Below are 24,157 nucleotides of genomic sequence, written 5' to 3' on the forward strand. Positions count from 1 at the left end.
ACACCAGTGATAACTGTCTACGTACTGAATTCGCTAGAGCCAAGCGCGGTGTAAATCAAACGCAACACGCCCGGCCCTGCAAACTTTCACTAGCCACAAGTAAAAGCAGACATCAAAGCTTCACGGTCGCTTTGTTTATTCCATATTCTCTTAGCTTGTTGGCAATCGCGGTATGACTCAATCCCAATTTCTTAGCCAGCTGCCGAGTGCTGGGGTAGAAAGGATACAATCGTTTGAGCAAATCTTTTTCAAACTTCTTCACTTCTTCATCGAGAGTGCCGTCAAAATTCTCGTCAATATACGTTACGCTGGGGGCACAGCTAGGTAATTGAATGTCTTCTTTGGTTATCTCTTTCCCATCCAATAACGACAGTGCGCGATAAAGAGCGTTTTGCAATTGCCTCACATTACCCGGCCAGGGATATTGTTGTAAAAAGTCCACACAGGATTTACTGAGCTTAGCAGGCCTTCTTCCCAACTTTGTACTGTGTTGTACAATAAATGCCTCAGCCAGCGGTACGATGTCTTGTCGACGCTCTTTCAACGAAGGCATAACTAAGCTCAATACATTGAGGCGATAGTAAAGTTCTTTTCTAAATCGCCCTTCTTCTACCAATTGACCTAGGTCTCGACAGGTCGTACAAATAAACCGCACATCGACTTTAACCGGCGCCGAGTCCCCTACTCGCCTGAATTCGCCGTCTTCCAGTACTCGTAATAATTTGGCCTGAAGCTGAGATGACATGTCGGCAATTTCATCAAGTAACAGCGTGCCACCTTTGGCTTGTTCAAGCAGCCCGACTTTTGCATTTGGCTGATTAAACGCCCCTGCGGCATAACCGAAAAGCTCAGTTTCTGCCACACTGTCTGGCAGTGAAGCACAATTTAAAGCTAAAAATGCCCCTTCGCTTCTGCGGCTTGACTGATGACAAGCTCGGGCGATCATTTCTTTGCCCGTACCGGTTTCCCCGAAGATCAAAATAGGTGCATCGAGATCAGCCACCCGTTTCGCTTCATGAACCACACGTTTCATCATAGGAGATTGGGTTACAAATCGGTCAAAGCTATCGGTCGGTGACTGGTGAAAGGCCGTAAACTGCTGTCCCAGCCTCATCTCTGATTTCAGAATAACCACGGCACCTGCCATGATTTTATTATCGTCACCATCAGGCACCGTTATAGGCAGCATATCTGCCAAGTAATCTTGCTGTATAAATTTGACCTTCGCGGTTTGCGGACCTGGGGCGCGTCCTTCCATCCATTTATTAAAATTAAAGCCTTTGACCACTTCGCTGATTTCGGTGCCTTCAATCTCACCACTAGCGACTTCCAGCCCAGCGCTTACTGCCTCATTGCACAATAAAATATTGCCTTTTGCATCAATGGAGAAAACGGGATCGGGCAAGGTGCGTAAAATGGCAGAAAGTTGGTTCTTTTCTCGCTCGCCAGGCATGAATAGCGTGGTTTTAACATCGTCAATACCATCAATTCGACGTATCTGCGGCATGAGATGTTGGAAATCGGCAAACTCTATATTGGGGAAGTTAAGGAAAATTTTGCCTGCGGGATCAATTTCAATACCGCGCAGATCGATTTCCTTATTAACAAGAATGTCTAATACGTCCTGAGTGATACCCAGACGGTCCTGACAGCTGATTTCTAATCGCATAGGGTGTGATAATTAGTTGTAAACATATTTGTACAGCATATCACACTTTTACAAAAACATAACATTATAATTGCTGTTGTGAAGGAAAACTGCGGTGAGTGGCATTACCGGGATAAGCCTTACCTCTAAGCGATAATGAATTGAGGAAAAGATAAACTCACCGAGCATTTTTTGCTTAATTAAAACAACGTTTGGCTGTGTGCTTATTTGTAGATGATAAATCTCTGATCAGATGCAAAAGTGCTATGCCAGTATGCCAGATGGGATGTACCCACCCGGCAATAGGCTGTTGAATAGCCTATTGCGCAGATGACCCGTCTTTACCACATATTGTTATATCACACAGGACATAAGTGACTATCTAACTTGCTTTCTTTTCCTTTGGCGGAAACAAAGGGGAGAACAAACCCAACGATTTTGCTTGCTCAACCAGCGCCATAATGTCCATTTCAGCCAGTTCAAACAGGTGGTTAAACTCTGGCAAAATGTAGTACAAGGGCTGCATTATATCGATGCGATAAGGCGTGCGTAATGCATCAAGTGCGGTTAACGGTTCGCGCTTTGGCTCGCTGCTGTCCAACGCGTATAGGGTTTCACCGGGTGATGACAATATACCGCCGCCATATATTTTCAGTTCATCATTGGCCTTTACCAAACCAAATTCGACAGTAAACCAATACAAACGGGCTAAATAAACCCGGTCTTCTTTACTCGCAGCCAGGCCTAACTTTCCATATGTATGCGTAAAATGCGCGAATGCGGGGTTGGTAAGAAGAGGACAATGGCCAAACACTTCATGAAAAATATCTGGCTCTTGCAAATAATCAAACTCCTCACGGGTTCGAATAAATGTCGCCACTGGAAACTGCTTATTCGCCAGCAAACGGAAAAATTCTCCAAAGTTTATCAGCGCAGGTACTTCGGCAGTTTGCCACCCTGTTTTTTCCATTAACACGCGATTAATGTCAGGAAGTTGAGGGATTTTATCTTGACTTAACCCCAGTAAGGAAAGGCCATCCAAATATTCCTGACATGCCCTTTCCTTCACTAGCGGCAGCTGACGTGCATACAATTCAGACCAAATTTTATCTTCTTCTTGTGACCACGCAATATAGCCGTTTTGATCAGACTCTCTGGACTGATACTGTGTTGATTTTGGCATAACTTCACAAACCAATAGTGGGGTAATAAACTTACTCCATAGTCTAATGAAATTCCCAATTGGGGAAAGCGTCCGCCTCGCTGAGACATTTCACTTTGCTGTAACACGAATTTTACATCAAGGTTAAATCTATATGATTTTGAAAGAAAAAAGCCGCTCCAAATAAGCGGCCTTTAGCGGTTAGTTGGGTTGGATCATAGTCGGCTAATTTCTTTATTTAGCTGATACTCTCTAGAAGTGACATACGTTTCCATTTTGCGAAGTCGGGCTTCAGCTTTTTCAAATTGGTTTCTTATATCGTGAAATGCTTGCTTAGGTGGCTCTCCGGCTTGCCACACTTTTGTTTTCACTTCCACTTTAGGATCTTTTACCTGCCCACCATTTGGGTTTCTCCATCCCTTTCCTTTTGAATACACCACTTTAGGTGACGTCGCTTCCAGTCCACTTGGTTTTTTGTCCAGAATAAACCACGCCGCTACGTAGGCTACAAGCATAAATGGGCCAGCGAGTAGAAAAAAACCCGTCACTACCAATATTCTTACTAACCAGGTTTCTAACCCAAAATATTCTGCTAGCCCTGCACACACACCTGCGATGCGTTTATTTTCTGGGTCGCGATAGAGCTGTTTGCCATTTCTCATGCTCTATTCCTCCACTCAGGTGCCTCGCTGTCTAAAATGGCTTCTAGGGTTTCTATCCGTTCACTCATTTTTTCAGCTTGCTCTGCAAGCATTTGCAGTGATGCATGATCTTCAGCACTTAAGCCCTGGCTAACTTGTTTTTTGCTTCGGTAATGCAGAATTAACCAAATTGGCGCGACAAAAACAGTAAATACAATTATCGGTGCAACCAATATTCCAATGATACCTTCATCCATATCACATTCTCCAACAAACCCTGATTTTGTCTGCCTCACCCAAGCTTAGGTGAGGCAGCGCGATATTTCTTATTATTCTGCTTTTTCGGTGCTGCTTTTTGCACCTTTGACTTTTGCTTTTAGCGCAGCCAATTCATCTTCAACTTTATCGCTGGCTTCGAGTTCAGCAAACTCATCATGAAGTGTTTTCTTGCCTAAATCGTAAGCATCAACCTGCGACTCTAAATCGTCAATTTTGCGCTCGTATTGCTCAAAGCGCCCCATCGCATTATCTACTTTACTGCTATCTAGGGTCTTTTTCACCTCTAAACGCGAACTCGCTGTCTTTTGACGCATGATAATTGCTTTCTGACGATTTTTGGCATCGGCGAGCTTTTCCTGAAGCTGACCAATTTCGTCCTGAAGCTTACTAATCTGTTCATCAACTAGCGCAAGCTCTTTACTTAACGCCTCAGCGGCTTCAGCTGACTTTTTCTTTTCCTGTAATGCTGCGCGAGCTAAGTCTTCGCGATCTTTGCTTAACGCCAACTCAGCTTTTGATTCCCAATCTCTTGCATCGCTTTCGTGCTTAGCAATTTGGTTAGCTATATCTTTTTTGTTAGCCAGTGTTTTCGCCGATGCTGAACGCACCTCTACTAGCGTGTCTTCCATTTCCTGAATGATTAATCTAACCATTTTCTCAGGATCTTCCGCTTTATCTAAAAGCGCATTAATGTTCGAATTCACAATATCTGTAAAACGCGAGAAGATACCCATATTAATTACCTCTTGCTAAAAATGTGGTGGTAACAACCAACCTATTTGATAAACACGGTTACTCTTGGTAGTTATATATACAATATGCTTGCCAACCTGCAAACGTTCGTAATCAACTGAAAAGAATATACTTTTTCCATTTTCAAATAATGCTCGTCTATCTACTTTTTTTGTTCTACACTATTAATTGGTCGAAATGACTAATATTTGAGGGATTTAATGAGTAGGTATCGGCAGCAAGATAATTTGCTAGGACAAGCAAACAGTTTTTTAGAAGTGCTAGAGCAGATCTCACAAATAGCACCGTTAGACAAACCCGTATTGGTCATCGGTGAACGAGGCACAGGTAAAGAGCTTATTGCCGCGCGCTTACACTTCTTATCTAAGCGCTGGGATCAAAATTATGTAAAGCTCAATTGCGCTGCATTGAGCGAAAGTCTGTTAGAAAGTGAACTGTTCGGCTATGAAGCAGGGGCTTTTACCGGTGCCTCTAAACGCCGTGAAGGGCGATTCGAAGTTGCACATAATGGCACGCTCTTTCTCGATGAACTGGCGAATACTTCAGGACTCATTCAAGAGAAATTATTGCGGGTTGTAGAATACGGAGAATTTGAACGGGTGGGTGGCAGTAAATCAGTGAAAACTGACGTGAGATTGATTGCCGCGACCAACGAAGACCTTCCCACACTTGCCGAAGCAGGAGAGTTTCGCGCCGATCTACTAGACAGACTAGCGTTTGATGTTATCACCATTCCCCCCCTTCGCGAGAGACGGGAAGATATTATGATGCTGGCAGAGCACTTTGCAATCAATATGGCTAGAGAAATGGAGATGGAACTGTTCAGTGGCTTTACGGAAAAAGCCAAGCGAATACTGCTCGATTACGATTGGCCGGGTAATATTCGAGAGCTTAAAAACGTGGTTGAACGTGCCGTATATCGTACTAACAATCCTCATTTGCCAGTTCATGAGATTGTTCTCGACCCATTTGAATCAGCGTTTCGACCTACTGGGCGAGTAAAAACTAACGACAGAGTTAGCAACGACAATACGCCGCCTACTGTCATTACGACACCACTTGATCCTGCATCGAATGTCGAGTCAATCACTGTTAAGCAAAGCGATATACCTGAAAATGTAGATTATCCCATTGATTTGAAAGAACGCTCTCAACAATATGAGATAGATATGATAAAACAGGCACTTGCCGATAGTCAGTTCAATCAAAAGAAAACGGCAGAGAAGTTGAGCTTGACTTACCATCAACTGCGCGGCTACCTCAAAAAGTATAATTTATTAGATTCATCCGCTGAAAGCGTCGAGGCGTAAAGCATGTATAACAGTCCTGTGAAACGTTTTGCATTGTGTATTTTCACGGTGCTTTGCTTGGCCGCGTGCCAAAAGCAGAATAAACATGCGTTTTATAGTACTGGCATTATTTACTGTTCTGAAAGTAATCCTGTCACCTTTAATCCACAACTTGATACATCAAGTACCACGGCCGATGCATCGTCGCATCAACTATATGACAGACTGTTAGATTTCGATCCAGATTCAGGTCGTATCGTGCCGAGTTTGGCGAGCAGTTGGTGGGTAAGTGAAGATGGCTTAACCTATGCGTTTCAGCTTCGCAAAGACGTTGCATTTCATACAACCGAATATTTTGAACCTACCCGCAACTTTAACGCGGATGACGTCATTTTTAGTATCAACCGCTGGCGCTTGCGCTCTCACCCCTATCACTATATTTCAGGGGGGCGATACCCCTATTTTGAGAGTATAGGGCTTGCGCATAATATTGCATCTGTAGCGCGAATTAATGGCTATCGAGTAGAAATCACACTAAAGCGCAGGGATAGCTCATTCTTAGCGAATCTAGCCACTGACTTCGCTGTAATGCTTTCAGAAGAATATGCTGCCACACTCACTGAACGGGGAACGCCCAGCAAAATTGACCACCTTCCCATAGGTACAGGTCCGTTTAAATTTGATAGTTACCGCAAAGACCATTTTATTAAATACCTACGCCACAAAAATTATTGGCGTGCGGATAATGAACATACCCCGCTATTACAGGAAGAACTAGACCTAGATGAAAATGAAATTGTGGTCGATGAAGCAGCAGAGGGATATGCTCACGCTCAGTTTTCCACCAGCCCAGTAGAACAACTTATCTACGACATCACGCCACGAAGCTCTTTGCGTCTTGCAAAACTAATGACTGGCGAATGTGATGCCACCGCGTTTCCAGCCCAAACCGAGCTAGAAGTTATTCGCGCGAGAGATGATTTGGTTTTAGCGGAAAAACCCGGCCTCAATATTGGCTTTTGGGCCTTTAATACTCAACGCGCCCCCTTTGATAATCCCGATGTTCGCCGAGCGCTTGGTGCTGCAATAGATAAAAACACATTATTGGAGGCGGTTTATTTTGATAGTGCCACAAGGGCCAAAACCTTACTCCCCGCAGCGAGTTGGGCATTCCAGAATGATGCCGATGATACAGCGTACAACCCTGTTTTAGCACGCAAATTACTGGCTGACGCTGGTGTAGAGTCAGGCTTTTCAATGACCATCTGGGCTATGCCTGTAGAGCGTGCTTATAACCCCAATGCCACTAAAATGGCTGAACTTATTCAGCGTTATCTACGTGACGTGGGTGTAGAAGCCACCATTGTCAGCTATGATTGGGCTACTTTTAGACGGCACCTTAGGGAAGGTTTACACGACTCCGTATTAATAGGCTGGTCAGCCGATAATGGTGATCCTGATAACTTTTATCGCCCCTTATTAAGTTGTGGCGCGATACCTTCAGGAACAAACCGTGCAATGTGGTGCGACGAGGATTATGACAGATTACTCAACGAAGCGTTGCAGACCGATGACATTGACGAAAGAAGCGCGATTTATCAACAAGTAAATCGTCTACTATACGAGCGTTTACCCCTTATTCCTATCGCTCATGCGTATCGCTATCAAGCCTATCGCCGGGAACTGGAAAATATGACGATTAACCCGTTTGGTGGTGTTCGCTTCGGTGGAGTTGAAAAGACACTGTGATACAAATTCTTATTAGATACTGCACCCTATTACTTCTCACGCTGTTGGTACTTGCGGTGATGTCATTCTCTTTGGCGTACCTGTTTCCGGGTGACACGTTGGAGAACCTAACGGGGATCGTGCCACAAAACGAGATTCAACGAGAAGCGTTAGAGCGTCAGTTTAAGCTTGATCGCGCTTATGTCGTTCAGTTCGTTTACTATGTAAATAATCTCCTCACTGGCGAATGGGGATATAGTTTTACCTCTGGACTTTCTCTTCGTGAGGAAGTGGGTATTGCCATGCCTGCCACCATCGAACTGGCCACCTATGCCATGTTGATGGCATTATTTATTGGCATTCCTTTGGGTTATTATGCGGGTATTCGCTGTTATTCAACGTCAGACCATATTATCAACAGCGCCAGCATCACAACCTATTCGTTTCCCGTATTTTGGTTTGCGCTGCTGCTGATCTTGGTGTTTAGTATTCAACTGGACTCCGCGCCACTTTCTGGCCGTATCAGCTTACTATATGACATTGAACCAGTAACTGGTTTTGTCTTAATTGATATTTTACTCAGTGATTTAAATAATAAATCCCTTGCGTTTAAGGATGCCCTTTCCCATTTAGCGCTGCCTACCTTCGCAATTGGCGCCATAACCACAGCCTCAATGATACGTATTACTCGACGCTCGGTAATTGACGTCAAACACCGCCCCTATATTGCGGCAGCGGTTTCGCGAGGGCTGTCTAGCTGGCAAATATTCTTCCGCCATGTTCTGCGCAATGCCTTGTTGCCTATTTTACCGTTAATGGCCATTCAAATTACAACGCTCATTACAAACGCAATGATCGTTGAAACACTATTTTCATGGCCGGGTATTGGTAACTGGTTGATTCAAGCCATATACCAGCGAGACTACCCTGCCTTGCGCATAGGAATGATGGCGGTATCTACCTTGGTAATAACCCTAACCATCTTAGTCGATTTGTTCAATCGGTTGATTGATCCAAGCAGAGAGAAGTACGAACGTGCCACAGTTTAGCCTTTACGACGAAGAATTCCATCCGTCTCCATGGCAACGAACATGGGCGGCGTTTAAAGACAGTCACATTGCCATGGTGGGGCTGGTTATGCTGCTGTTTTTTGTGGTATGTGCCCTATTCGCGCCATTCATTACCCCTTATGACGCGGTAGAGCAAAATATTGATGGTTTGCTGATCCCTCCAAGCTGGATGGCAAATGGCTCTATTTCACATTTTTTTGGCACTGACGCATTAGGAAGAGATTTGTTCTCCCGTATTGTGTATGGGTGTCGAGTCACCTTGGGCTCGGCATTTATCACTGTTGTATTAGCCATGTTGGTAGGATTGAGTTTGGGTACATTTGCCGGCATGTTGAGAGGAGTACGCTCTAGCATTATCAATCACTTATTAGATGCCTTAATGGCCATTCCAACCTTGCTAATTGCAATTATTATCGTCGCCATTTTAGGTACAGGCCTCGTCAACAGTATGTGGGCGATTACGTTAGCCCTTATTCCACAGTTTGTGCACCATACGCGAAGTTTTGTGCGCTCAGAAATGAAGAAAGAATACATTATCGCCTCTAAACTGGACGGCGCGAATAAATGGCAACTTTTTGTCCATTCCATCTTACCGAATATGAATGAAATGCTGGTAGTACAAGGTACCTTAGCGCTATCCATTGCTGTTATAGACATATCTGCATTGGGCTTTTTAAATCTAGGTGCCCAGTCCCCTCTGCCCGAGCTTGGCGTTATCCTTGCTGACGGTCTGGATGTGGCCTATTTAGCTCCGTGGAATGTAGCTGTGCCAGGTATGGCTATATTCTTTTTAGTGCTTGCCATAAATATTGTGGGTGATGGCCTGCGTTCTGCCTTGCGAAAAAGAGTGAGTCACTAAAATGCCAATGCTTGATATTAAGAATCTAACCCTCGAAATGGCCAGCAGTGAAGGCACCATAAAAGCGTTAGATAAAGTTAATCTGTCAGTCAGCAGTGGCGAGATCCGCGCACTCGTAGGTGAATCAGGTTCAGGGAAAAGCTTAATAGTATCAGCCATTTGTGGCGCTTTACCGGCACAATGGCATTTAACCGCTGATAGAATGAGCTGGAACGGTGAAAACCTATTGAGTATGTCAACGCAACAACGACGAGAAGTAATGCGTCGCGAAATTGCCGTAGTATTTCAGAACCCCCAAGCCAGTCTTGACCCGTCAGCCACATTAGGCGAACAGCTTGAAGAAAGTATTCCCGATGAATTTGTTGAGGGTAACTGGTTTTGGCAACGGGCCCAACAGCGCAAAAAAATTGCTATCAGTACGGTTCACAAAGTGGGTATTAAGCATCACAAACATTACTTAAGTGCCTTCCCACATCAAATCCCTGCGGATATTGGGCAGAAATTCATGATTGCTATGGCATTAGTGTCACAACCTAAACTGCTCATTGCTGATGATCCTACTCGCGGCATGGAACCAACTACTAAAACGCAGATCCTAAAGTTATTCACTCGACTTAATCAAACACGGTCATTGTCGATTTTATTTGTTAGCCACGACTTACTAGCCATTGCCAGTATGTCTCACTCAATGACAGTATTATACGCAGGGCAAACCGTCGAATCGGGTAAGATGAAGCACATAAAAAAGCGCCCTCTGCACCCTTACACTAAGGCACTATTGGACAGTGCCCCAAGCTTTAGAAAAGATTTACCGCCAAAGTCACATTTACCGACTTTGGGAGGCTCTATTCCCACGCTCCAACACCTTCCTATAGGCTGTCGGTTAGGACCGCGGTGCCCTCGTGCACAGCGCGCGTGTGTACAAACGCCAGCAGTACGTCGAATTCACGATCACAGTTACAGCTGCCACTACCCCTTACATGTGGAGAAGCTGTAATGGATATCATGCAAGTCAAGCAGCTTACTTTTATTCACAATGAAAAAAAGCGCTGGTTAAAGCGACCTGAAGTGTTTCAACTCGGCCCTGTAGACTTAAATGTTAAACGTGGCGAAACTATTGCCATCATTGGCGAAAACCGTTCGGGTAAATCCTTATTGGCCAAGTTGTTGGTGGGCGCAATTCCCGCGGATGCCGGTGAAATTGAAATAAACGAACACAAGTATCTAGCGAAATACAAATCAAAAGATAGTCAGCAGAATCGCACCCATGATATTCGTATGATTTTACAGCACAGTAGTGAAGCGATGAACCCCGCTGTACCTGTAGGTAAAATACTTGACGAGCCCCTTCGCCTAAATACAGATTTATCAGAAGCACAGCGCAAGCCCATAATAGAGGACATGCTGGTGAAAGTAGGTTTGCTGCGCGAACATTACTACTTTTATCGCCATATGCTCTCTGATGGTCAACAGCAACGTGTAGCACTGGCTAGAGCCATTGTACTAAAGCCCAAAGTGTTAGTCGCAGATGAACCTTTTGCCGCCCTAGATCCTTCAATACGCTCTCAAACCGTTAATTTAATATTGGCATTACAACAGGAATTGGGCCTGGCGTTTATTTTTATCAGCCACAACTTGGGTATAGTGCGCCACATCGCCGACAGAGTGATAGTGATGGAAAACGGCGAAATTGTCGAAGAAGGCAAAACTGAAACCATTTTTCGCTGGCCCCAGCACGTCAGAACGAAAAAGCTGGTGACAGCTTATCAGTCACTGGTTCCCCTTCACACCATTCGTTAATCTATTGCGCTGCGATATAACCGAAAAATGAAAAGGGCTACCAATGTAGCCCTTTCTTTGTACCCGTTTATTTACCTTAATTAGATAGTGACGGAATGGAAGACACGTCCTGCGAAATCTTACCTACACCTGCGTGATTAATGACATGTTGCTTAACTTTATTCGCTGGCAATAACACATAGTCATAGGGCACTTCGTAGCTGGAAGTAGCAATAGCATCGGGACCCGCTACCACGTCAGTTCCTTCTGGGGTTGTCCACGTTACACCTTCACCAAAAATGTTGCCTGAGGTATTCCAATAACCAATCACGTCCGAATAAAAAGAGACGATAGGGTTTTGGGTATGCTCAAAGACATTGTTGTTAATTTGCAACTCGGCTCCCTGGCGTGCATTAATGCCCGTAGAAGAAATGTTGTTGTAGTAGTTGTTGTACAAGTGCCCGTTCCCATAGCGGAATAAAGGCAGTCTGGACTCAATACTTTCAAACCTATTGTGATGGAAAGTAATTAAGCGGTCAGTATTTTCACTGTCTGTATCATCTTCGGTGTGCCCGTGTAATGACGCTTTCCAGTGATCGTGCAAGTAGTTGTAAGAGATAGTGATATTTCGCGCGCCCCGTTTACTGTCGATAAGACCGTCGTAAAAATCCTTATCCACCGACAGGGTGCTGTACAACTCGTTGTGGTCAACCCAGATATTGCTCGTCGTAGAACCGTCATTGTCGCCCTCAATGGAAATCGCATCTTTACCCGACGTCAACACATGATGGATTTTAAGATTGCGCACAATGATATTGTTTGCACGACGAATAAGAATACCAATGCCATCAAGCTCACCTCTATCGGCTACTCCGATGATAGACACGTCATTCATATCCTTAATTTCGATAGGCGCACCTGTACCGCCGTTATTGGCATCGGTAATTGTACCGTCTACGTATATAGTCACGGGGGTATTTGACGCTTTCGCACTATCCAAAGCAGCTTGGAGTGCTTCACCGGTATTAACGGTAACTAGATTACCCCCTGCGCCCCCCGTTAGGGTGTAGTTATACTGTGCAAAACCACTTGACGCCTCAGTATCAACCCCGGTAATCACTGACAGTTCAGGTACCGTGGGCACCCAACCCGCTCCATTGTCATAGTGGGCGAAAATACTTTCACGAGAGGTCAGCGCTGTGACTTCGCCATCTGACAAGATATAGACGGATTCACGGGCATCGAGATTTAGCGGATTACCGTCCATATCCATACTGCCGTACTCTCGCCACCCCGCACTTGCTGTAGGCGTAGCTGGGTTAGGTGCAGGCTGACTGCGCACGCCCTCTCCTGCCCAACCAATATCTGCGATATGCGTATCGAAGCGGTTATTAATCAATGTAATATTGTCAAAATAACTGCTGCTTCCACCGCTTCTTGCAATGTACGTAGAGTTATCCAGTACACCATTACCCAATGGGCCTGGTCCGTTGGTAAAGCGATTATTAAGGAAGATAAAACCTTTATAGCTAATATCGGGGACCCGTGCCTGCAGAATATATCCTCCTTCGGTATCTTCATTTGGATCGCCATTTTTAGAATCGCCAATGGTGCGTATTTCACTATTTTCAAACAGTGCGGTGTTGACATATCCCCAGATAAAGTCAACGTTACCGGCAATCAAAGACTCATAAAACCAGCTGAAGCCTTTTAACAACAAGGTATCTTGTTCACTAATAAAGTTCATGTTGGTCGCCGTTAGACGACCATTGTCACTGTTAAAGTAAATGGTTTCTGCCTGATTGGAGTACGCATTACTGCGTATGTGGGCATTTTTTAACGTAAAGTTAGTTAAGGTAAGTGCATCAACGCCTTCAACCAAGAACACACTTCGACCACCTGCAGGTGAGCCACCGCTTGCTTCGCTTTTTCCACTCCCGCTATTAAAGCTTTCAAAATTGTCGTAGTAGACCACAGTATTTTCACGGCTTTCACCTTGCAGGGTGACATTGTTGTTGTCGCGCAGGAACAGTAGCTCTTCATATTGACCGTCGCGAATGGTGATAGTAGCTTCAGTGTCCGCAGCGACATTTTGCATGACGTAATTAAGGGCGCCCTGTACCGTTCTAAAGTCAGCTTCGCCGTCGTCATCAACCACTACTTCATTACCTGATGGCATGGCTTCGCGCGTAGTAAAAGTCCAATTTGACGTTTTGCCCAGACCATCAAACGCTTGACCATTTAGTGTGGCGTTGGTCACCACTGAATCACCGATTGCAACGTAATAACGCTGCCCGTAGTCAAGGGCATTGGTGTGCGGTTTAATCACAAGGGTGTTCCCCTCTAGCTGGATAGGACGGTAATTCACATGGCGCTGACGCGCCTGATTGCGATAGCCGATGGCATCTGTGTCTGAGCCCAGAGAAAGGACATCCACCAGCGTATCGTCGTCAGCACGGTAAATACGGACTTCTCCTACGTCGCCCATGCTCGGTTCACCATCTAGCGTCAGACGAAGGGTAGTATCCACAAAGGCATTCTGAGTACCGGAAAACGGTTGGGTTTTGCCTAGCAAATCGCCATACGTACTTGTAGGCATAGTGAAGCCTTCTTGTACCGATACTGCTATGGTTTTGAACAACGTAGGATCAGATCCCGACGTAAATAGGACGTCAGCATTGCCTTCTGCTAACGGGGTTAGCGTAACTAATGGGCCATCTTGACTTACCGAAACAATAGCGTCGTTGCTGCTGCTTACAGTGAAGGTGTCTTCTGTTACCCCGTCACTTTGGGTCGCTGTCACATAGACATACAGCGGCTCACTGCTAGTGCTTGTTTCCCAGATTGATGCTGTGTAGTCGAGTGTCAGTTGAACAGGTTTGACTGACGGATCGCCCACTTTGATATCGTCAATTTCAAACGAACGATTGTTGGTGAACATCCCAATCAGTCCCTTGGCAGTATACGTTCCCTGCGTTGTGCTGCCCATGTTCTCACCGTTGAAGTAAACAGTGAGAACATCGTCAATCATCTCCAGTCGCACGCGATACCAGATACCGTCAACGCCGTCTTTTTCACCAAGCTCGATGGGTGATTTTTTCTGAACAGGTCGTGAGATACTGCCAGCTTCACTCACCGCAATTTCAACCTGGGTGCTCGCTGTAGAATTTTGAACGTTCAAACCACCACCAAACCAATTTCCGGCACTGTCGTAACGACCAAGCAGGAAAATTTGTTTATTACGTGTGGTACTGTTTTGACGAGGCCGGATGCGCGCTTCGACAAAATAATTACCATTGTCTGGCACATTGGCCAAAGCGGCTGACTTCAGCAAGAATATCTCACCACCTTCACCACCTGCGGTATAACGAAGTACGTTATTTCCCTCATCGTCGAGAATATCAAAACTCCCTTGAGGGCCATTTGAACCTGCATCATTAGCCAGCAAGTCAAAATCGTCCATTGAACCGTCGGCAAAGTCAGCGCAATAGTAAAGGGCTGTTTCATTGCTGCAGCTAAACACACTGGGATCTACCGGGTCACCGTCATAGGTAATGGTCAGATTATCAATAACCACCGTGCCCCCGCTTTCGGTGCGAAGTTGCAAAAATGATGTTGGCGTTGCAACAAAGCCTTCAATCGTCAGGCGTTGTCCTGGGGTTAACGAAGTAATCGCTTCACTATAGAATTTCGAATCTCCGCCATGGATGGATTTGCTACTACTGCTGGTATTATTGTCAGCGTAAATGATGAAGTTGTTGTTGCCTTCCTCATCACTCACGGAAACGATATCCATGCTAATGGTATATTCTCGGCTTAAATCGAGGCTCCCTGAGGTCGACGTATCGTCACCAGAGGTATCGATATCAGGCGTGGTATTTCCCAGTGAGAAACGCGCACTGCTAATGGCAAGCTCACCGTCAGTGATGGTAAGGCCAGAACCGCCCCCTGTCACACTGTAAAAAGGCGTAGTACCACTAGCGTCAACATCTTTATATTCAGCACTGAAAAAAGTATCCCGGTCAGTTTCAAACTGCTCTTCAAGCAGCACATTGGCCTGTATATATTCAACACGAATGTTGTCTATAACGACTATAGAGCCGCTTTCAGTGCGAAATTGCAGGTACGAATTTTTACTGGCAACTGTGCCTGGCACGGTATAAGTCGTACCGGGTACTAAATCCAATACCAATTCGTTGAAAAAGCGCGAGTCACTGCCTAAGTAAGAATTCGCACTGCCTGAAGTATTATTGTCGACATAAATTTGAAATTTGTTATTGCCTTCACTGTCCTCTGCGGAAATAACATCAAATATCACGTTGTAAGGACGGCTTAAGTCAAGCGCACCGGTAGACGACGTATCGTCTGGCGAACTGGTAACATCCGGCTCGGTATTCCCCATAGTAAAACGACCACCGTCAAGCTGAATTCCTGTTTCAACTTGGGTGACAGAGCCGCCAGTTATGGTGAACATCGCCACAGACTCACCCGCTGCATTTTCTATAGCAGCGAAGTTGGTTGAAAAGACATCTTCACTCACCCCTGCAAAGCTGTATTGAACAGGCAGTCCCGTGCTGGGAATAGTAGGAGGGTCGACTGGGTCTGGGTCAGGCTCAGGGTCAACTGGCTCTGGTGGCTCTACTGCGCCGGCTACGGTGTCTATTCGCAAGTTATCCAGCGTAATAGAACCACTTGAGTCGGTGCGCAATTGGAAGAAGCTGTTGGTAATACTGGTGTCTAAAATTTTTGCATCAGGGGCCGTTGGATCCCCCCCAGCAATATCATCACCTGGGACATAGGTGTATGAATAGCGCGTGCCTGCAACAAGCTCACCATCCCCTAAATTTATACTAATAAATTTAGACGCTGCGCCGTGCACCGAGTTACCCTGGCTAGTGGTATTGTTGTCTACATACAGAGAAAAAGATCCTGCACTGCCAGTTGAAACAACATCAAAGCTGATGGTAAAGCCTTCGCTAATATTATAAATACCAGTGCCAACCGTATCGTTGCCTGATGTGTTTGCCGAGGGGTTTACCGCGGCATTACCAATCGTGAAGCGATCCCCTTCTAGCGTTAATTGGCCGGTTGATGCATCTATTAAAGGGCTGCCGCCGGTAACCAGATAAAGAGGACCGGCATCAGGCGCGTCACTTAATCGTTTGTACGATGACGAAAAGAACGTGTCAGTATCCGTATCAAAATTCTCTTCAAGCGCTGCGGGCACTGCACTTGCCAGCTCTTGTAGCCGTGTGGTTTCAGCCTCAGCCTGCGCTTGTGTAAAAGCTAATACTGAATTCTGAGGGTCTTCTGCTGCCAAACAGGCTTCCACCATTAACGCGACAGGCGTAGTTTGCTCTGCATTAACTGAAGTCGAGCACAAGCTGTACACCTCGTTAACCGTATTGAAAGCACGTGAAATCAAGTACTGTGTTTTATCACTATATGTTAATACCAGTACCTTGCGGCCAAACGCAAAGTGATAGGTGCCATCTGAGGCAGATTCACCTGAAACCACACTAAAGCTACCCGATAAGTTATTTTCGTCAGCAGGTGAGAAGTTATACGTCGACTCCACTACGTCTCGTCCCACCAAAGCAGGTGCATAGACGTCACCAACAAACCTATCCACATCGAAGGTATTAGGAAACAGGGTACCCAACTCACTTTCCAGATAATCCACAAAGTGAGTAATTGCCGAGGCTTTATCAACTAATGTACTGGTAGCGCCCCCCGCAGCGTTAAGCCATACTTCGACATCGGCAGCAAAATCCGCGTCGGACTGGTTGAAAAAGTCTTCAATGGATTGACCTTCATCCAGCGCAGCCATGGCGACGTTGTGTGCATCGGCACCAATGGTTATTCCATTGGAAGCATCGCCATCGGTATCCAGTGATTGTAATAACCTGACAGTATTGATTACGGATTGATGAAAGGCATTATCAGTTTGAAATAAATCCAATGGCGAAATAACACTGGATGCTGGCACGTCTGGGAAATCTAGCTCACCAATTGAGAAGGAAAGCTGCTCGCCGCGAAAATACGTGAACTCGCCATTCCCGTCAGTCTGACCCGATGCAACTGAATCGGAATGATAATTTAAGCCACTTACCGGACTGTCAACAAATACCCCGGTAAGCGCCGGGTCTGGGGGTAACTTCACATTGGTGCTGCTTTTTTCGCCGCACCCTGTCATCAGTAGTATGCCGCCAACAATAGCAGCAATTTTTGAGTGTTTCATTTTACTCAACCTCCTTTTGGAAGCTGCGCGCACATCTATTTATTGTCCGCGTCAGCTTATACAAGCAGTTGCTGGAGAAACCTCCAGCACGGGCAATTAATAGAATTTGACGTTGACACCAAGTTGATAGCTACGACCGTACTCTTCTTTCTGATAAAGCACATTGCCTCCGCTCAACTCATTACCTACGAAATAGCGTAAATCTGCTGCTTCAGTCAGGTTAATTGCATCAAAATAAAGCTGGACGTTTTCCGTCACATCGTACTGAACTTTAAAGTCTAAGCTTTTCACCTCAGCCTGATATTGGTCTGCCCAGGTTTTACAGGTTTTCACGTCGGTTAATTCTGCAGTAATAGGACAACCACCAATCTCTTCGAGAATATCCGAGCGAACATTACCTATGAAACGCGCTGAAAAGGTCTTACTTTCCCAGCCAATAACTAAATTAAACGTGGTATCGGCTTGGTCTGGTAATGCGACCTTTCCCTGACGGATGGTTTCATCTAACGTGGCTTCACTGTCCAAAATGGTAGCGTTACTTTGAATAAAGAAACCGTTGTCAAAATATTGGTTATAGCTTAGCTCGACCCCATAAACCGTGGCTTTGTCACCATTTATTGTGGTGTTTATTTCGTTTAAGAAGAGATCTTGCGGGATAACAAATTCCGTAACCTGGTTGGTCGGTAGCGTCAGCGGTAAATCCGCAATAGACATACCAATACCGTTGACATCAACAATGAAGTTATCGATGTCTTTGTAGAATACCGCCGCTTCCATAAACAGGTTTTCGCTGGGGTACCAACCAATTGAGGCATCATAGTTGATGGACGTCATGGCAAGTAAGTTGGGGTTACCTACATCCAGCGCGTTATTCGACCCCAGAACGTATTGGCTAAGTTGCTGAATGGTTGCGCCGCCCTGGCTATCATCACAATTGTCAGACCCCGGTGGACATAGTTCGATATCGGCATCAAAAATAGCGTAGCCACGTGCTTGATTAAAAGATGGGCGCGTAAAACTGGTCCAAGCCGCTGCGCGTACCAAGATGTCTTCTGACATCTCCCATTTGAGGTGCGCACTTGGAAAGAACTCACTATAAGTAATTGATGCTTCCGGCAACGGAATGGCAATGTCTAAACTACCTTGTCCGGCACCATTAAATTCAAAGTCATCATTTTCTAATGACATGAACCCCGTTGAGGAAAATTCGGTTTCCACCCAACGTACACCAGTGATCAAGGTCGCGTCTAAGCCAATGGGAAACTCTGCCATGGCGTAAACGGCTTTGGTGTCTTCTACAATGGTATAGTCGTTTTTGGTACTTTCGATGGAGACTTCACCATTAGTAGCGGGCGTGACAGTCTGACGAGTGACATCAACAATGCTATCTACCGTGGCACGACTTTCAAACGGTAACTGAAATTGGCTGTCCGCAGGAATATTCGACATATAGTCAGCCAAACTTGAGTTGACTGCATCGATACACGCCTGATCACCGTTACAATCGCTGGCGGAAGGATCAAAGCTCCAACGGTCTTTGTCACGAATGTGATCACGCTCGGTAATTTGTGCCCCCACCTTGACATAATTGAGCCAATCATTCATCACATCGGCGCGAAGGTTTAAATTAAAGGTCTGAATTTCGTCAGTCCGTACACCATCTTCAAGAAAAAGATTATCAAACACAAAGTTTGATAAGTCGGAACCATCGCCACTTCCTGAGGTACCAAATATGCTATTGTCAGGGTCATAAGTTAGGCCGGCTAACGACGCCGCCTCTTCAGGACTCATAATACGCGCGTTGATTGTATCGCGAAGACCTTGCCCGTAAACAATCAGATCACGCTCTCTGAATTGAACCCGTCTATCGCCCCGAGAATCCTCTTCTGAGCGCGAACTTGCATACTCATAGTCAAGCACGAACCGCTCTGCAAAGCGATTTTCACCACCAATACTAAACGTGACGGTTTTATTTTCGCTTTCTTGAATGAATTGCTGATGAAAAACATCGATATCACTTAAGACAAACTCTTTAGTCTGCCCATTTACGTAGACTATTTCCCCACTTCCCACCGATCCTGCATCTTGAAAGTCGTAGAATTCACGTAGGGCTAAATCGTCGTCGTCAAACTGTGTGTAAGTGCCCTTTGCATAGTAGTAATTGTCGGCATCGGGTTTATATTCGATATTAAGCGCCGCTGCTTGTCGTGTACGTCCTGCAATTTCGCGGCGTTGCTCAAGCTGTGCCGGCGCCAGTATTTCATCACCGGCGGCGATTTCTTCGTCCGTTTTTCCTAAGTCGGCACGATAAAATTTCATTTCATTGGTGCTGTGATGGCGTACTTCATCAATCTGGGTTTTTCTGTCTTCGTGAGAAATAGCAAAACCTATTCCCAATTTTTGATCATTGAAAAAGTGTGTGCCGTCAAAGCTAAAACGAGGCGAATGGGCTTCTCTAGCTTCTGAATAAGCGTCTTGTACACGCAATTTAAGGGTATTCTTACCGCGATCAAACGCGGATATAGCCTTAACATTTACCGTACCGCCTATTGAATTTAAGTTTTGATCAGGCGTTAACGTTTTAAGTACTTCTATGGTGCCTAGCAAATCTGAAGGAAGTGCATCTAAGCCCACCTTGCGCTCATCACCTGCGCCAGACATTTGCGAACCATTCATATTGACCGAAACGAAGCCCGGCCCAAGTCCCCTGACCGTAACGTATTTACCTTCACCTTCGGAACGTTGCAACGTTACACCAGGTAAGCGGCGCAATGACTCAGCGACATTTTGATCGACAAAGTTACCAAGATCATCGGTGGAAATAACAGAGCTAAATCCGTTTTTCATTCGCTCTAAGTCTCTGGCTTTTAAATCAGCTTGCTTAACGCCTTTGACTTCAATGACTTCTAGCTCTTCACTGCTACCTTCAGTGCCTTGTGACTGCGCTTCCGCTGTAGCATTATTCGGGGGTGTTTGTACCGTCTCATTGGTTTGTGCAGCGCTGGTAAACGCTGTAGCCACAGCGAGTGCCAGCGTCGTCCATTTGAAAATATGCATGTATTTCCGCTCCTTTTGTTATTTTAAATGACACGATCCGGTAAACCCCAGCAAATGTGCCACCGGTGGCATTATGCACACAAAAGAATGAAAATCACACAACTTTTAACAGTAAGTTAACAAATTATTTAAATATGAAACTTATTTTTAATTAAAGATCTGACCATATACGCCATATGTCGTCAGTTTCAGGATAGGAAAATTGTTGTGTAGTCTGGAAATACCGCGCATAGTCTGACCACTGTGTCACTTCTTCAACAGCATCTATAATGCCGTCTTCCACATAGTTGCCTGTACGAACATGTGAAATAACTCGCTGGTCAACAGGATCCAAAGCGGCAAGCAAACGCGCTCTGGTCGCTCCCACCTCCCCATTAATCACGAGCTTTTCCCACGCATCTTTCGCGGAAAGTATTGGATCGCCTAATGCAGCAAGTGCTTCCTGCTGATATGGCTGTGGTGGAATAGATTTCGACAATATGACCTCAAAAGACGGATTGTCCCGCTTCATATTTTTGACATCAATGCCCAACAAGTTATTGTCGGTCATGGCATCATCGCCGTGCATCACATTACCACTGACATGTAATAAAGTGGGTGTATTATCCAGAGGCCATAACTGAAAAAAACGACGCTTTTCTGTTGCAGGCCCCGGTTTAAAATAATTATCGACGAAGTTTGCACGGCCACCCTCTCCGCCGTAGCTGGAATTTTTCCCCCAATTAGCAATGACATTATTGCGTATATCGACAAACTCGTTGCTCTGCACATAGGGAGGGTTCAAACGCCAACCGTTAATACGGGGGTTCCTACTGGTGTGACTCACCAACACATTTTGTACAAAACTCGCAAAGCTTCCTCCCCAGATACCACCATAACCATGGCTGCCTTTACTATGCCCTGCTTTGTTTAAACTTTCTGACAAGATACTATTTTGCAAAGTAAACCGAGTGTTACTGTAAAACGATCCCACCTCGTCGTTTGCCCAACTGAAAGAACAATGATCGACAATAATATCGCGCTGATTTCGGATAAACAGCGCATCGCTTTCCCCCTCGGTATTACCGGGGCGAAAACGCAGAAAACGAAGAATAACTTGGTTAGCACTTACTCTTGTTTGCGCACCGCTAATAACTATCCCCTTAGGGGAAGTTTGCCCGGCAATTGTGATGTTGTCGTGGCTAATGTCCAGTGGTCTTGTTAGCTTTATCACACCTGAAACATTAAATACGACGAGGCGTGGATAGGGTTGATTGACTGCCCACCGCAATGTGCCTTTATGCCTTTTGCTGGTGTCTTCCAAGCTGTCAACAATAAGTACCTTTCCCTTGTTACCTCCCTGGGTGTATTTTCCAAATCCCAACGCACCGGGAAACGCTAGCGTTTCCGCGTGAAGACCAACTACTGGTAACAAATTAGAAATGAAAAACAGCGCCAAAACCAGATTACGTATATGCATAGTCGAATTACTTCAGTTTTTGTTGTTCAGACAAACTTGTTGGAAGACATGCCACCGCTCTCAGCTTTTGGCTCCAGTGTGCTATTTGATTTACATCTGACAGTTTCTCAGAAAAGTACAGCGACAATATAGAGGCGAACTCTCCATCGCCTGAAAATACAGGAACCGCAAGCAAGCTGTCGTTTCGCTTGTCGCAATGGGTTATTGCGTAGCCCCGAGCACACACATCGGCTCGCAACTTAAGTGCTTTGGCTGAGAGTGTTACATCAACTTCACTACCCACTGGTCTATCAACCGTTAAACGAGGTAAATAAGCCAGCACGATTTGACCTGGGGCACTATCAAACAGAGACAAGTGCGTTCCTGCTCGAATAGGACATAAATTCGCCGGAGATGCATCGATGACGTCCACCGTCAGCGCACAACGCTCACTGGGAATACAAATTAACGCACTGCATTGGCTACCTTTAATAAGCGCTGCAAGAGGTAAAGTCATTTCCTTTTGCGCTTTGCGACGGTTTAAATCAGTTGCGTTAACTTCATATACTCTTCGACCATAAACGTAGCGCGTGCCCTTTTTCTCAATAACACGCTCGCCAACAAGTGTTCTGAGCAGTCGAAAAACAGTCGTTCGAGGTACATTTAAAGCGTGCTCGATATCCGTAGCCCGAAGCCCATCATCGGACGTTGCTAGAATTTCACAAAGCTGTATAGCCTGAAAAACACTTGGAATAATATAACGATCCATACTATCAGGGCTCCTAACAGAACACATTGAGTACTCAACACCCATTTAACGAATTATCGATAAAGTCTACTACCAATTGCCCCGCAATGCCACCGGTGGCACATTTTGTTACACAGAATACAGAGATGTGTAAATAAAAGTCAACTTAAACTGGAGTCTGATGAAAGTAACGGTTTGTTTTGCAGAAAAAAACCATCGGGTATTGCCCACTGAACGGATGCTCCAACGCCGAAAGACTGTGGGATTTAACAAGGTGTAGCCGCCCTTACGCGGCTATGGCCACTGATTCAATGTGATGGTTAATTAATGAGCATCAACCTACTAAGGCGAGTAAAATGCCTGCCGCCACCGCGCTGCCAAGTACTCCGGCGACATTGGGCCCCATTGCATGCATAAGTAGAAAGTTATGTGGGTTCGCTTCTAAACCCACTTTGTTTACAACTCGCGCAGCCATTGGCACAGCAGATACACCCGCAGCACCTATCAACGGGTTAATGGTGCCACCAGACAGTCTACTCATGAGCTTGGCCATTAACACACCTGCGGCAGTACCAATGGCAAAAGCAATGGCGCCAAGTCCTAATATTCCCAATGTTTCCACTGTGAGAAACTTATCAGCCGAGAGCTTTGAGCCTACCGCCAGCCCCAGGAAAATCGTCACGATATTAATCAATTCGTTCTGTGCCGTTTTACTCAATCTGTCCACAACACCGCATTCTTTCATCAGATTACCGAAACAAAACATCCCGACAAGAGGAGTCGCGGCGGGTAAAAACAAGATAGTCATAAACAACACAGCTAACGGAAAAATGATTTTCTCCCGTTGAGACACGAACCGCAATTGCCCCATTTTAATTTCCCGTTCAGCAGGTGTTGTTAATGCTTTCATAATGGGTGGTTGAATTATGGGAACTAACGCCATGTATGAATAGGCCGCCACTGCTATCGCGCCGAGCAAATCTGGCGCAAGCCGTGAGGCAAGGAATATTGCGGTTGGGCCATCAGCCCCGCCTATAATCGCAATAGCACTGGCATCTTTTAAAGTAAACTCAAAACCCGGAATAAGATTAAGTGCTATAGCGCCAAATAAGGTAGCAAAAATACCAAATTGGGCGGCGGCACCAAGTAATAGCATTTTAGGATTAGCAATTAAGGCACTGAAATCTGTCATCGCCCCAACTCCCATAAAAATGAGAAGTGGGAACACGCCCGTATCAATACCAATTTTGTAAATATAATAAAGCAGGCCGCCTGCTTCGGAAAAACCGGCTACGGGTATATTAGTCAGCAGCGCTCCAAACCCAATGGGAAATAATAGAAGCGGCTCAAATTTCTTAACAATCGCAAGATACAGCAAGCCAAAACCTACTGCCATCATGACCAACTGGCCTACTTCGAAATGCGCTAATGCTGTGCTATCCCAAAGCACCATTAATTTATCCAT

At 45.4% G+C, this 24,157-nt stretch carries 16 protein-coding genes; 6 read left to right on the forward strand and 10 right to left on the reverse strand.

The window, feature by feature from the left end; translation table 11 throughout:
* Positions 1-112 precede the first annotated feature (112 nt).
* The 5 genes from tyrR to pspA all read right to left on the reverse strand — a co-directional run bounded on the left by tyrR (position 113) and on the right by pspA (position 4,464).
* Positions 113-1,669 carry a transcriptional regulator TyrR gene (tyrR, locus tag ACMCM8_RS11380; protein ID WP_412722737.1) on the reverse strand — a complete coding sequence of 519 codons (1,557 nt, stop codon included), beginning with the start codon at positions 1,667-1,669 and terminating at the stop codon, positions 113-115.
* Positions 1,670-2,030: 361 nt separating this feature from the next.
* Positions 2,031-2,831, reverse strand: a complete 801-nt coding sequence (gene phhA / locus ACMCM8_RS11385; RefSeq protein WP_412722738.1) for a phenylalanine 4-monooxygenase — start codon at positions 2,829-2,831, stop codon at positions 2,031-2,033.
* A 194-nt stretch (positions 2,832-3,025) separates the two neighbouring features.
* Positions 3,026-3,472 (reverse strand): envelope stress response membrane protein PspC, encoded by a 447-nt coding sequence (pspC, locus tag ACMCM8_RS11390; protein ID WP_412722739.1) that lies wholly within the window; start codon positions 3,470-3,472, stop codon positions 3,026-3,028.
* On the reverse strand, positions 3,469-3,708 hold the full coding sequence (gene pspB, locus ACMCM8_RS11395) for an envelope stress response membrane protein PspB (protein ID WP_412722740.1): 240 nt from the start codon (positions 3,706-3,708) through the stop codon (positions 3,469-3,471). Before pspB ends, pspC begins: the two co-directional genes overlap by 4 nt.
* A 72-nt stretch (positions 3,709-3,780) precedes the next feature.
* The gene (gene pspA, locus ACMCM8_RS11400; protein ID WP_412722741.1) at positions 3,781-4,464 is read right to left on the reverse strand and encodes a phage shock protein PspA; all 684 of its coding nucleotides are present in this window, start codon (positions 4,462-4,464) and stop codon (positions 3,781-3,783) included.
* A gap of 219 nt (positions 4,465-4,683) precedes the next feature.
* Here pspA and pspF point away from each other — a divergent pair, with 219 nt between their 5' ends.
* Genes pspF through ACMCM8_RS11430 form a run of 6 tightly spaced genes read left to right on the forward strand, consistent with a single transcriptional unit; the run spans position 4,684 to position 11,229 of the window.
* The gene (gene pspF, locus ACMCM8_RS11405) at positions 4,684-5,793 is read left to right on the forward strand and encodes a phage shock protein operon transcriptional activator (RefSeq protein WP_412722742.1); all 1,110 of its coding nucleotides are present in this window, start codon (positions 4,684-4,686) and stop codon (positions 5,791-5,793) included.
* A 3-nt stretch (positions 5,794-5,796) separates the two neighbouring features.
* Positions 5,797-7,521 (forward strand): ABC transporter substrate-binding protein, encoded by a 1,725-nt coding sequence (locus ACMCM8_RS11410; protein WP_412722743.1) that lies wholly within the window; start codon positions 5,797-5,799, stop codon positions 7,519-7,521.
* Positions 7,518-8,549, forward strand: coding sequence for an ABC transporter permease subunit (locus ACMCM8_RS11415; protein WP_412722744.1), 1,032 nt, complete (start codon positions 7,518-7,520; stop codon positions 8,547-8,549). Before ACMCM8_RS11410 ends, ACMCM8_RS11415 begins: the two co-directional genes overlap by 4 nt.
* The gene (locus tag ACMCM8_RS11420) at positions 8,536-9,429 is read left to right on the forward strand and encodes an ABC transporter permease subunit (protein WP_412722745.1); all 894 of its coding nucleotides are present in this window, start codon (positions 8,536-8,538) and stop codon (positions 9,427-9,429) included. Before ACMCM8_RS11415 ends, ACMCM8_RS11420 begins: the two co-directional genes overlap by 14 nt.
* A 1-nt stretch (position 9,430) precedes the next feature.
* On the forward strand, positions 9,431-10,426 hold the full coding sequence (locus tag ACMCM8_RS11425; protein ID WP_412722746.1) for a peptide ABC transporter ATP-binding protein: 996 nt from the start codon (positions 9,431-9,433) through the stop codon (positions 10,424-10,426).
* Positions 10,426-11,229 (forward strand): ATP-binding cassette domain-containing protein, encoded by an 804-nt coding sequence (locus ACMCM8_RS11430; protein WP_412722747.1) that lies wholly within the window; start codon positions 10,426-10,428, stop codon positions 11,227-11,229. Before ACMCM8_RS11425 ends, ACMCM8_RS11430 begins: the two co-directional genes overlap by 1 nt.
* Before the next feature lie 76 nt (positions 11,230-11,305).
* Here ACMCM8_RS11430 and ACMCM8_RS11435 read toward each other — a convergent pair whose 3' ends face one another.
* The 5 genes from ACMCM8_RS11435 to ACMCM8_RS11455 all read right to left on the reverse strand — a co-directional run bounded on the left by ACMCM8_RS11435 (position 11,306) and on the right by ACMCM8_RS11455 (position 24,157).
* On the reverse strand, positions 11,306-17,449 hold the full coding sequence (locus ACMCM8_RS11435; protein WP_412722748.1) for a pectinesterase family protein: 6,144 nt from the start codon (positions 17,447-17,449) through the stop codon (positions 11,306-11,308).
* Between the two features lie 96 nt (positions 17,450-17,545).
* Entirely contained in the window at positions 17,546-20,506 is a 2,961-nt protein-coding gene (locus tag ACMCM8_RS11440) for a TonB-dependent receptor (protein WP_412722749.1), read from the reverse strand.
* A 151-nt stretch (positions 20,507-20,657) separates the two neighbouring features.
* Positions 20,658-21,965 carry a pectate lyase family protein gene (locus ACMCM8_RS11445; protein ID WP_412722750.1) on the reverse strand — a complete coding sequence of 436 codons (1,308 nt, stop codon included), beginning with the start codon at positions 21,963-21,965 and terminating at the stop codon, positions 20,658-20,660.
* Positions 21,966-21,972: 7 nt separating this feature from the next.
* The gene (locus tag ACMCM8_RS11450) at positions 21,973-22,713 is read right to left on the reverse strand and encodes an IclR family transcriptional regulator (protein WP_412722751.1); all 741 of its coding nucleotides are present in this window, start codon (positions 22,711-22,713) and stop codon (positions 21,973-21,975) included.
* 313 nt (positions 22,714-23,026) lie between these two features.
* Positions 23,027-24,157 carry a sodium ion-translocating decarboxylase subunit beta gene (locus ACMCM8_RS11455; RefSeq protein WP_412722752.1) on the reverse strand — a complete coding sequence of 377 codons (1,131 nt, stop codon included), beginning with the start codon at positions 24,155-24,157 and terminating at the stop codon, positions 23,027-23,029.

The sequence above is a fragment of the Alteromonas sp. D210916BOD_24 genome, from assembly GCF_047159385.1.
GTDB lineage: Bacteria > Pseudomonadota > Gammaproteobacteria > Enterobacterales > Alteromonadaceae > Alteromonas.

Excerpts from the sequence above, each read along its gene's own strand:
- pspF (WP_412722742.1), top strand. The coding sequence starts at position 4,684 with ATGAGTAGGTATCGGCAGCAAGATAATTTGCTAGGACAAGCAAACAGT.
- pspA (WP_412722741.1), bottom strand. The coding sequence starts at position 4,464 with ATGGGTATCTTCTCGCGTTTTACAGATATTGTGAATTCGAACATTAAT.
- ACMCM8_RS11425 (WP_412722746.1), top strand. The coding sequence starts at position 9,431 with ATGCCAATGCTTGATATTAAGAATCTAACCCTCGAAATGGCCAGCAGT.
- pspC (WP_412722739.1), bottom strand. The coding sequence starts at position 3,472 with ATGAGAAATGGCAAACAGCTCTATCGCGACCCAGAAAATAAACGCATC.
- tyrR (WP_412722737.1), bottom strand. The coding sequence starts at position 1,669 with ATGCGATTAGAAATCAGCTGTCAGGACCGTCTGGGTATCACTCAGGAC.
- ACMCM8_RS11450 (WP_412722751.1), bottom strand. The coding sequence starts at position 22,713 with ATGGATCGTTATATTATTCCAAGTGTTTTTCAGGCTATACAGCTTTGT.
- ACMCM8_RS11435 (WP_412722748.1), bottom strand. The coding sequence starts at position 17,449 with ATGAAACACTCAAAAATTGCTGCTATTGTTGGCGGCATACTACTGATG.
- phhA (WP_412722738.1), bottom strand. The coding sequence starts at position 2,831 with ATGCCAAAATCAACACAGTATCAGTCCAGAGAGTCTGATCAAAACGGC.
- ACMCM8_RS11445 (WP_412722750.1), bottom strand. The coding sequence starts at position 21,965 with ATGCATATACGTAATCTGGTTTTGGCGCTGTTTTTCATTTCTAATTTG.
- ACMCM8_RS11440 (WP_412722749.1), bottom strand. The coding sequence starts at position 20,506 with ATGCATATTTTCAAATGGACGACGCTGGCACTCGCTGTGGCTACAGCG.
- ACMCM8_RS11410 (WP_412722743.1), top strand. The coding sequence starts at position 5,797 with ATGTATAACAGTCCTGTGAAACGTTTTGCATTGTGTATTTTCACGGTG.
- pspB (WP_412722740.1), bottom strand. The coding sequence starts at position 3,708 with ATGGATGAAGGTATCATTGGAATATTGGTTGCACCGATAATTGTATTT.
- ACMCM8_RS11455 (WP_412722752.1), bottom strand. The coding sequence starts at position 24,157 with ATGGATAAATTAATGGTGCTTTGGGATAGCACAGCATTAGCGCATTTC.
- ACMCM8_RS11430 (WP_412722747.1), top strand. The coding sequence starts at position 10,426 with ATGGATATCATGCAAGTCAAGCAGCTTACTTTTATTCACAATGAAAAA.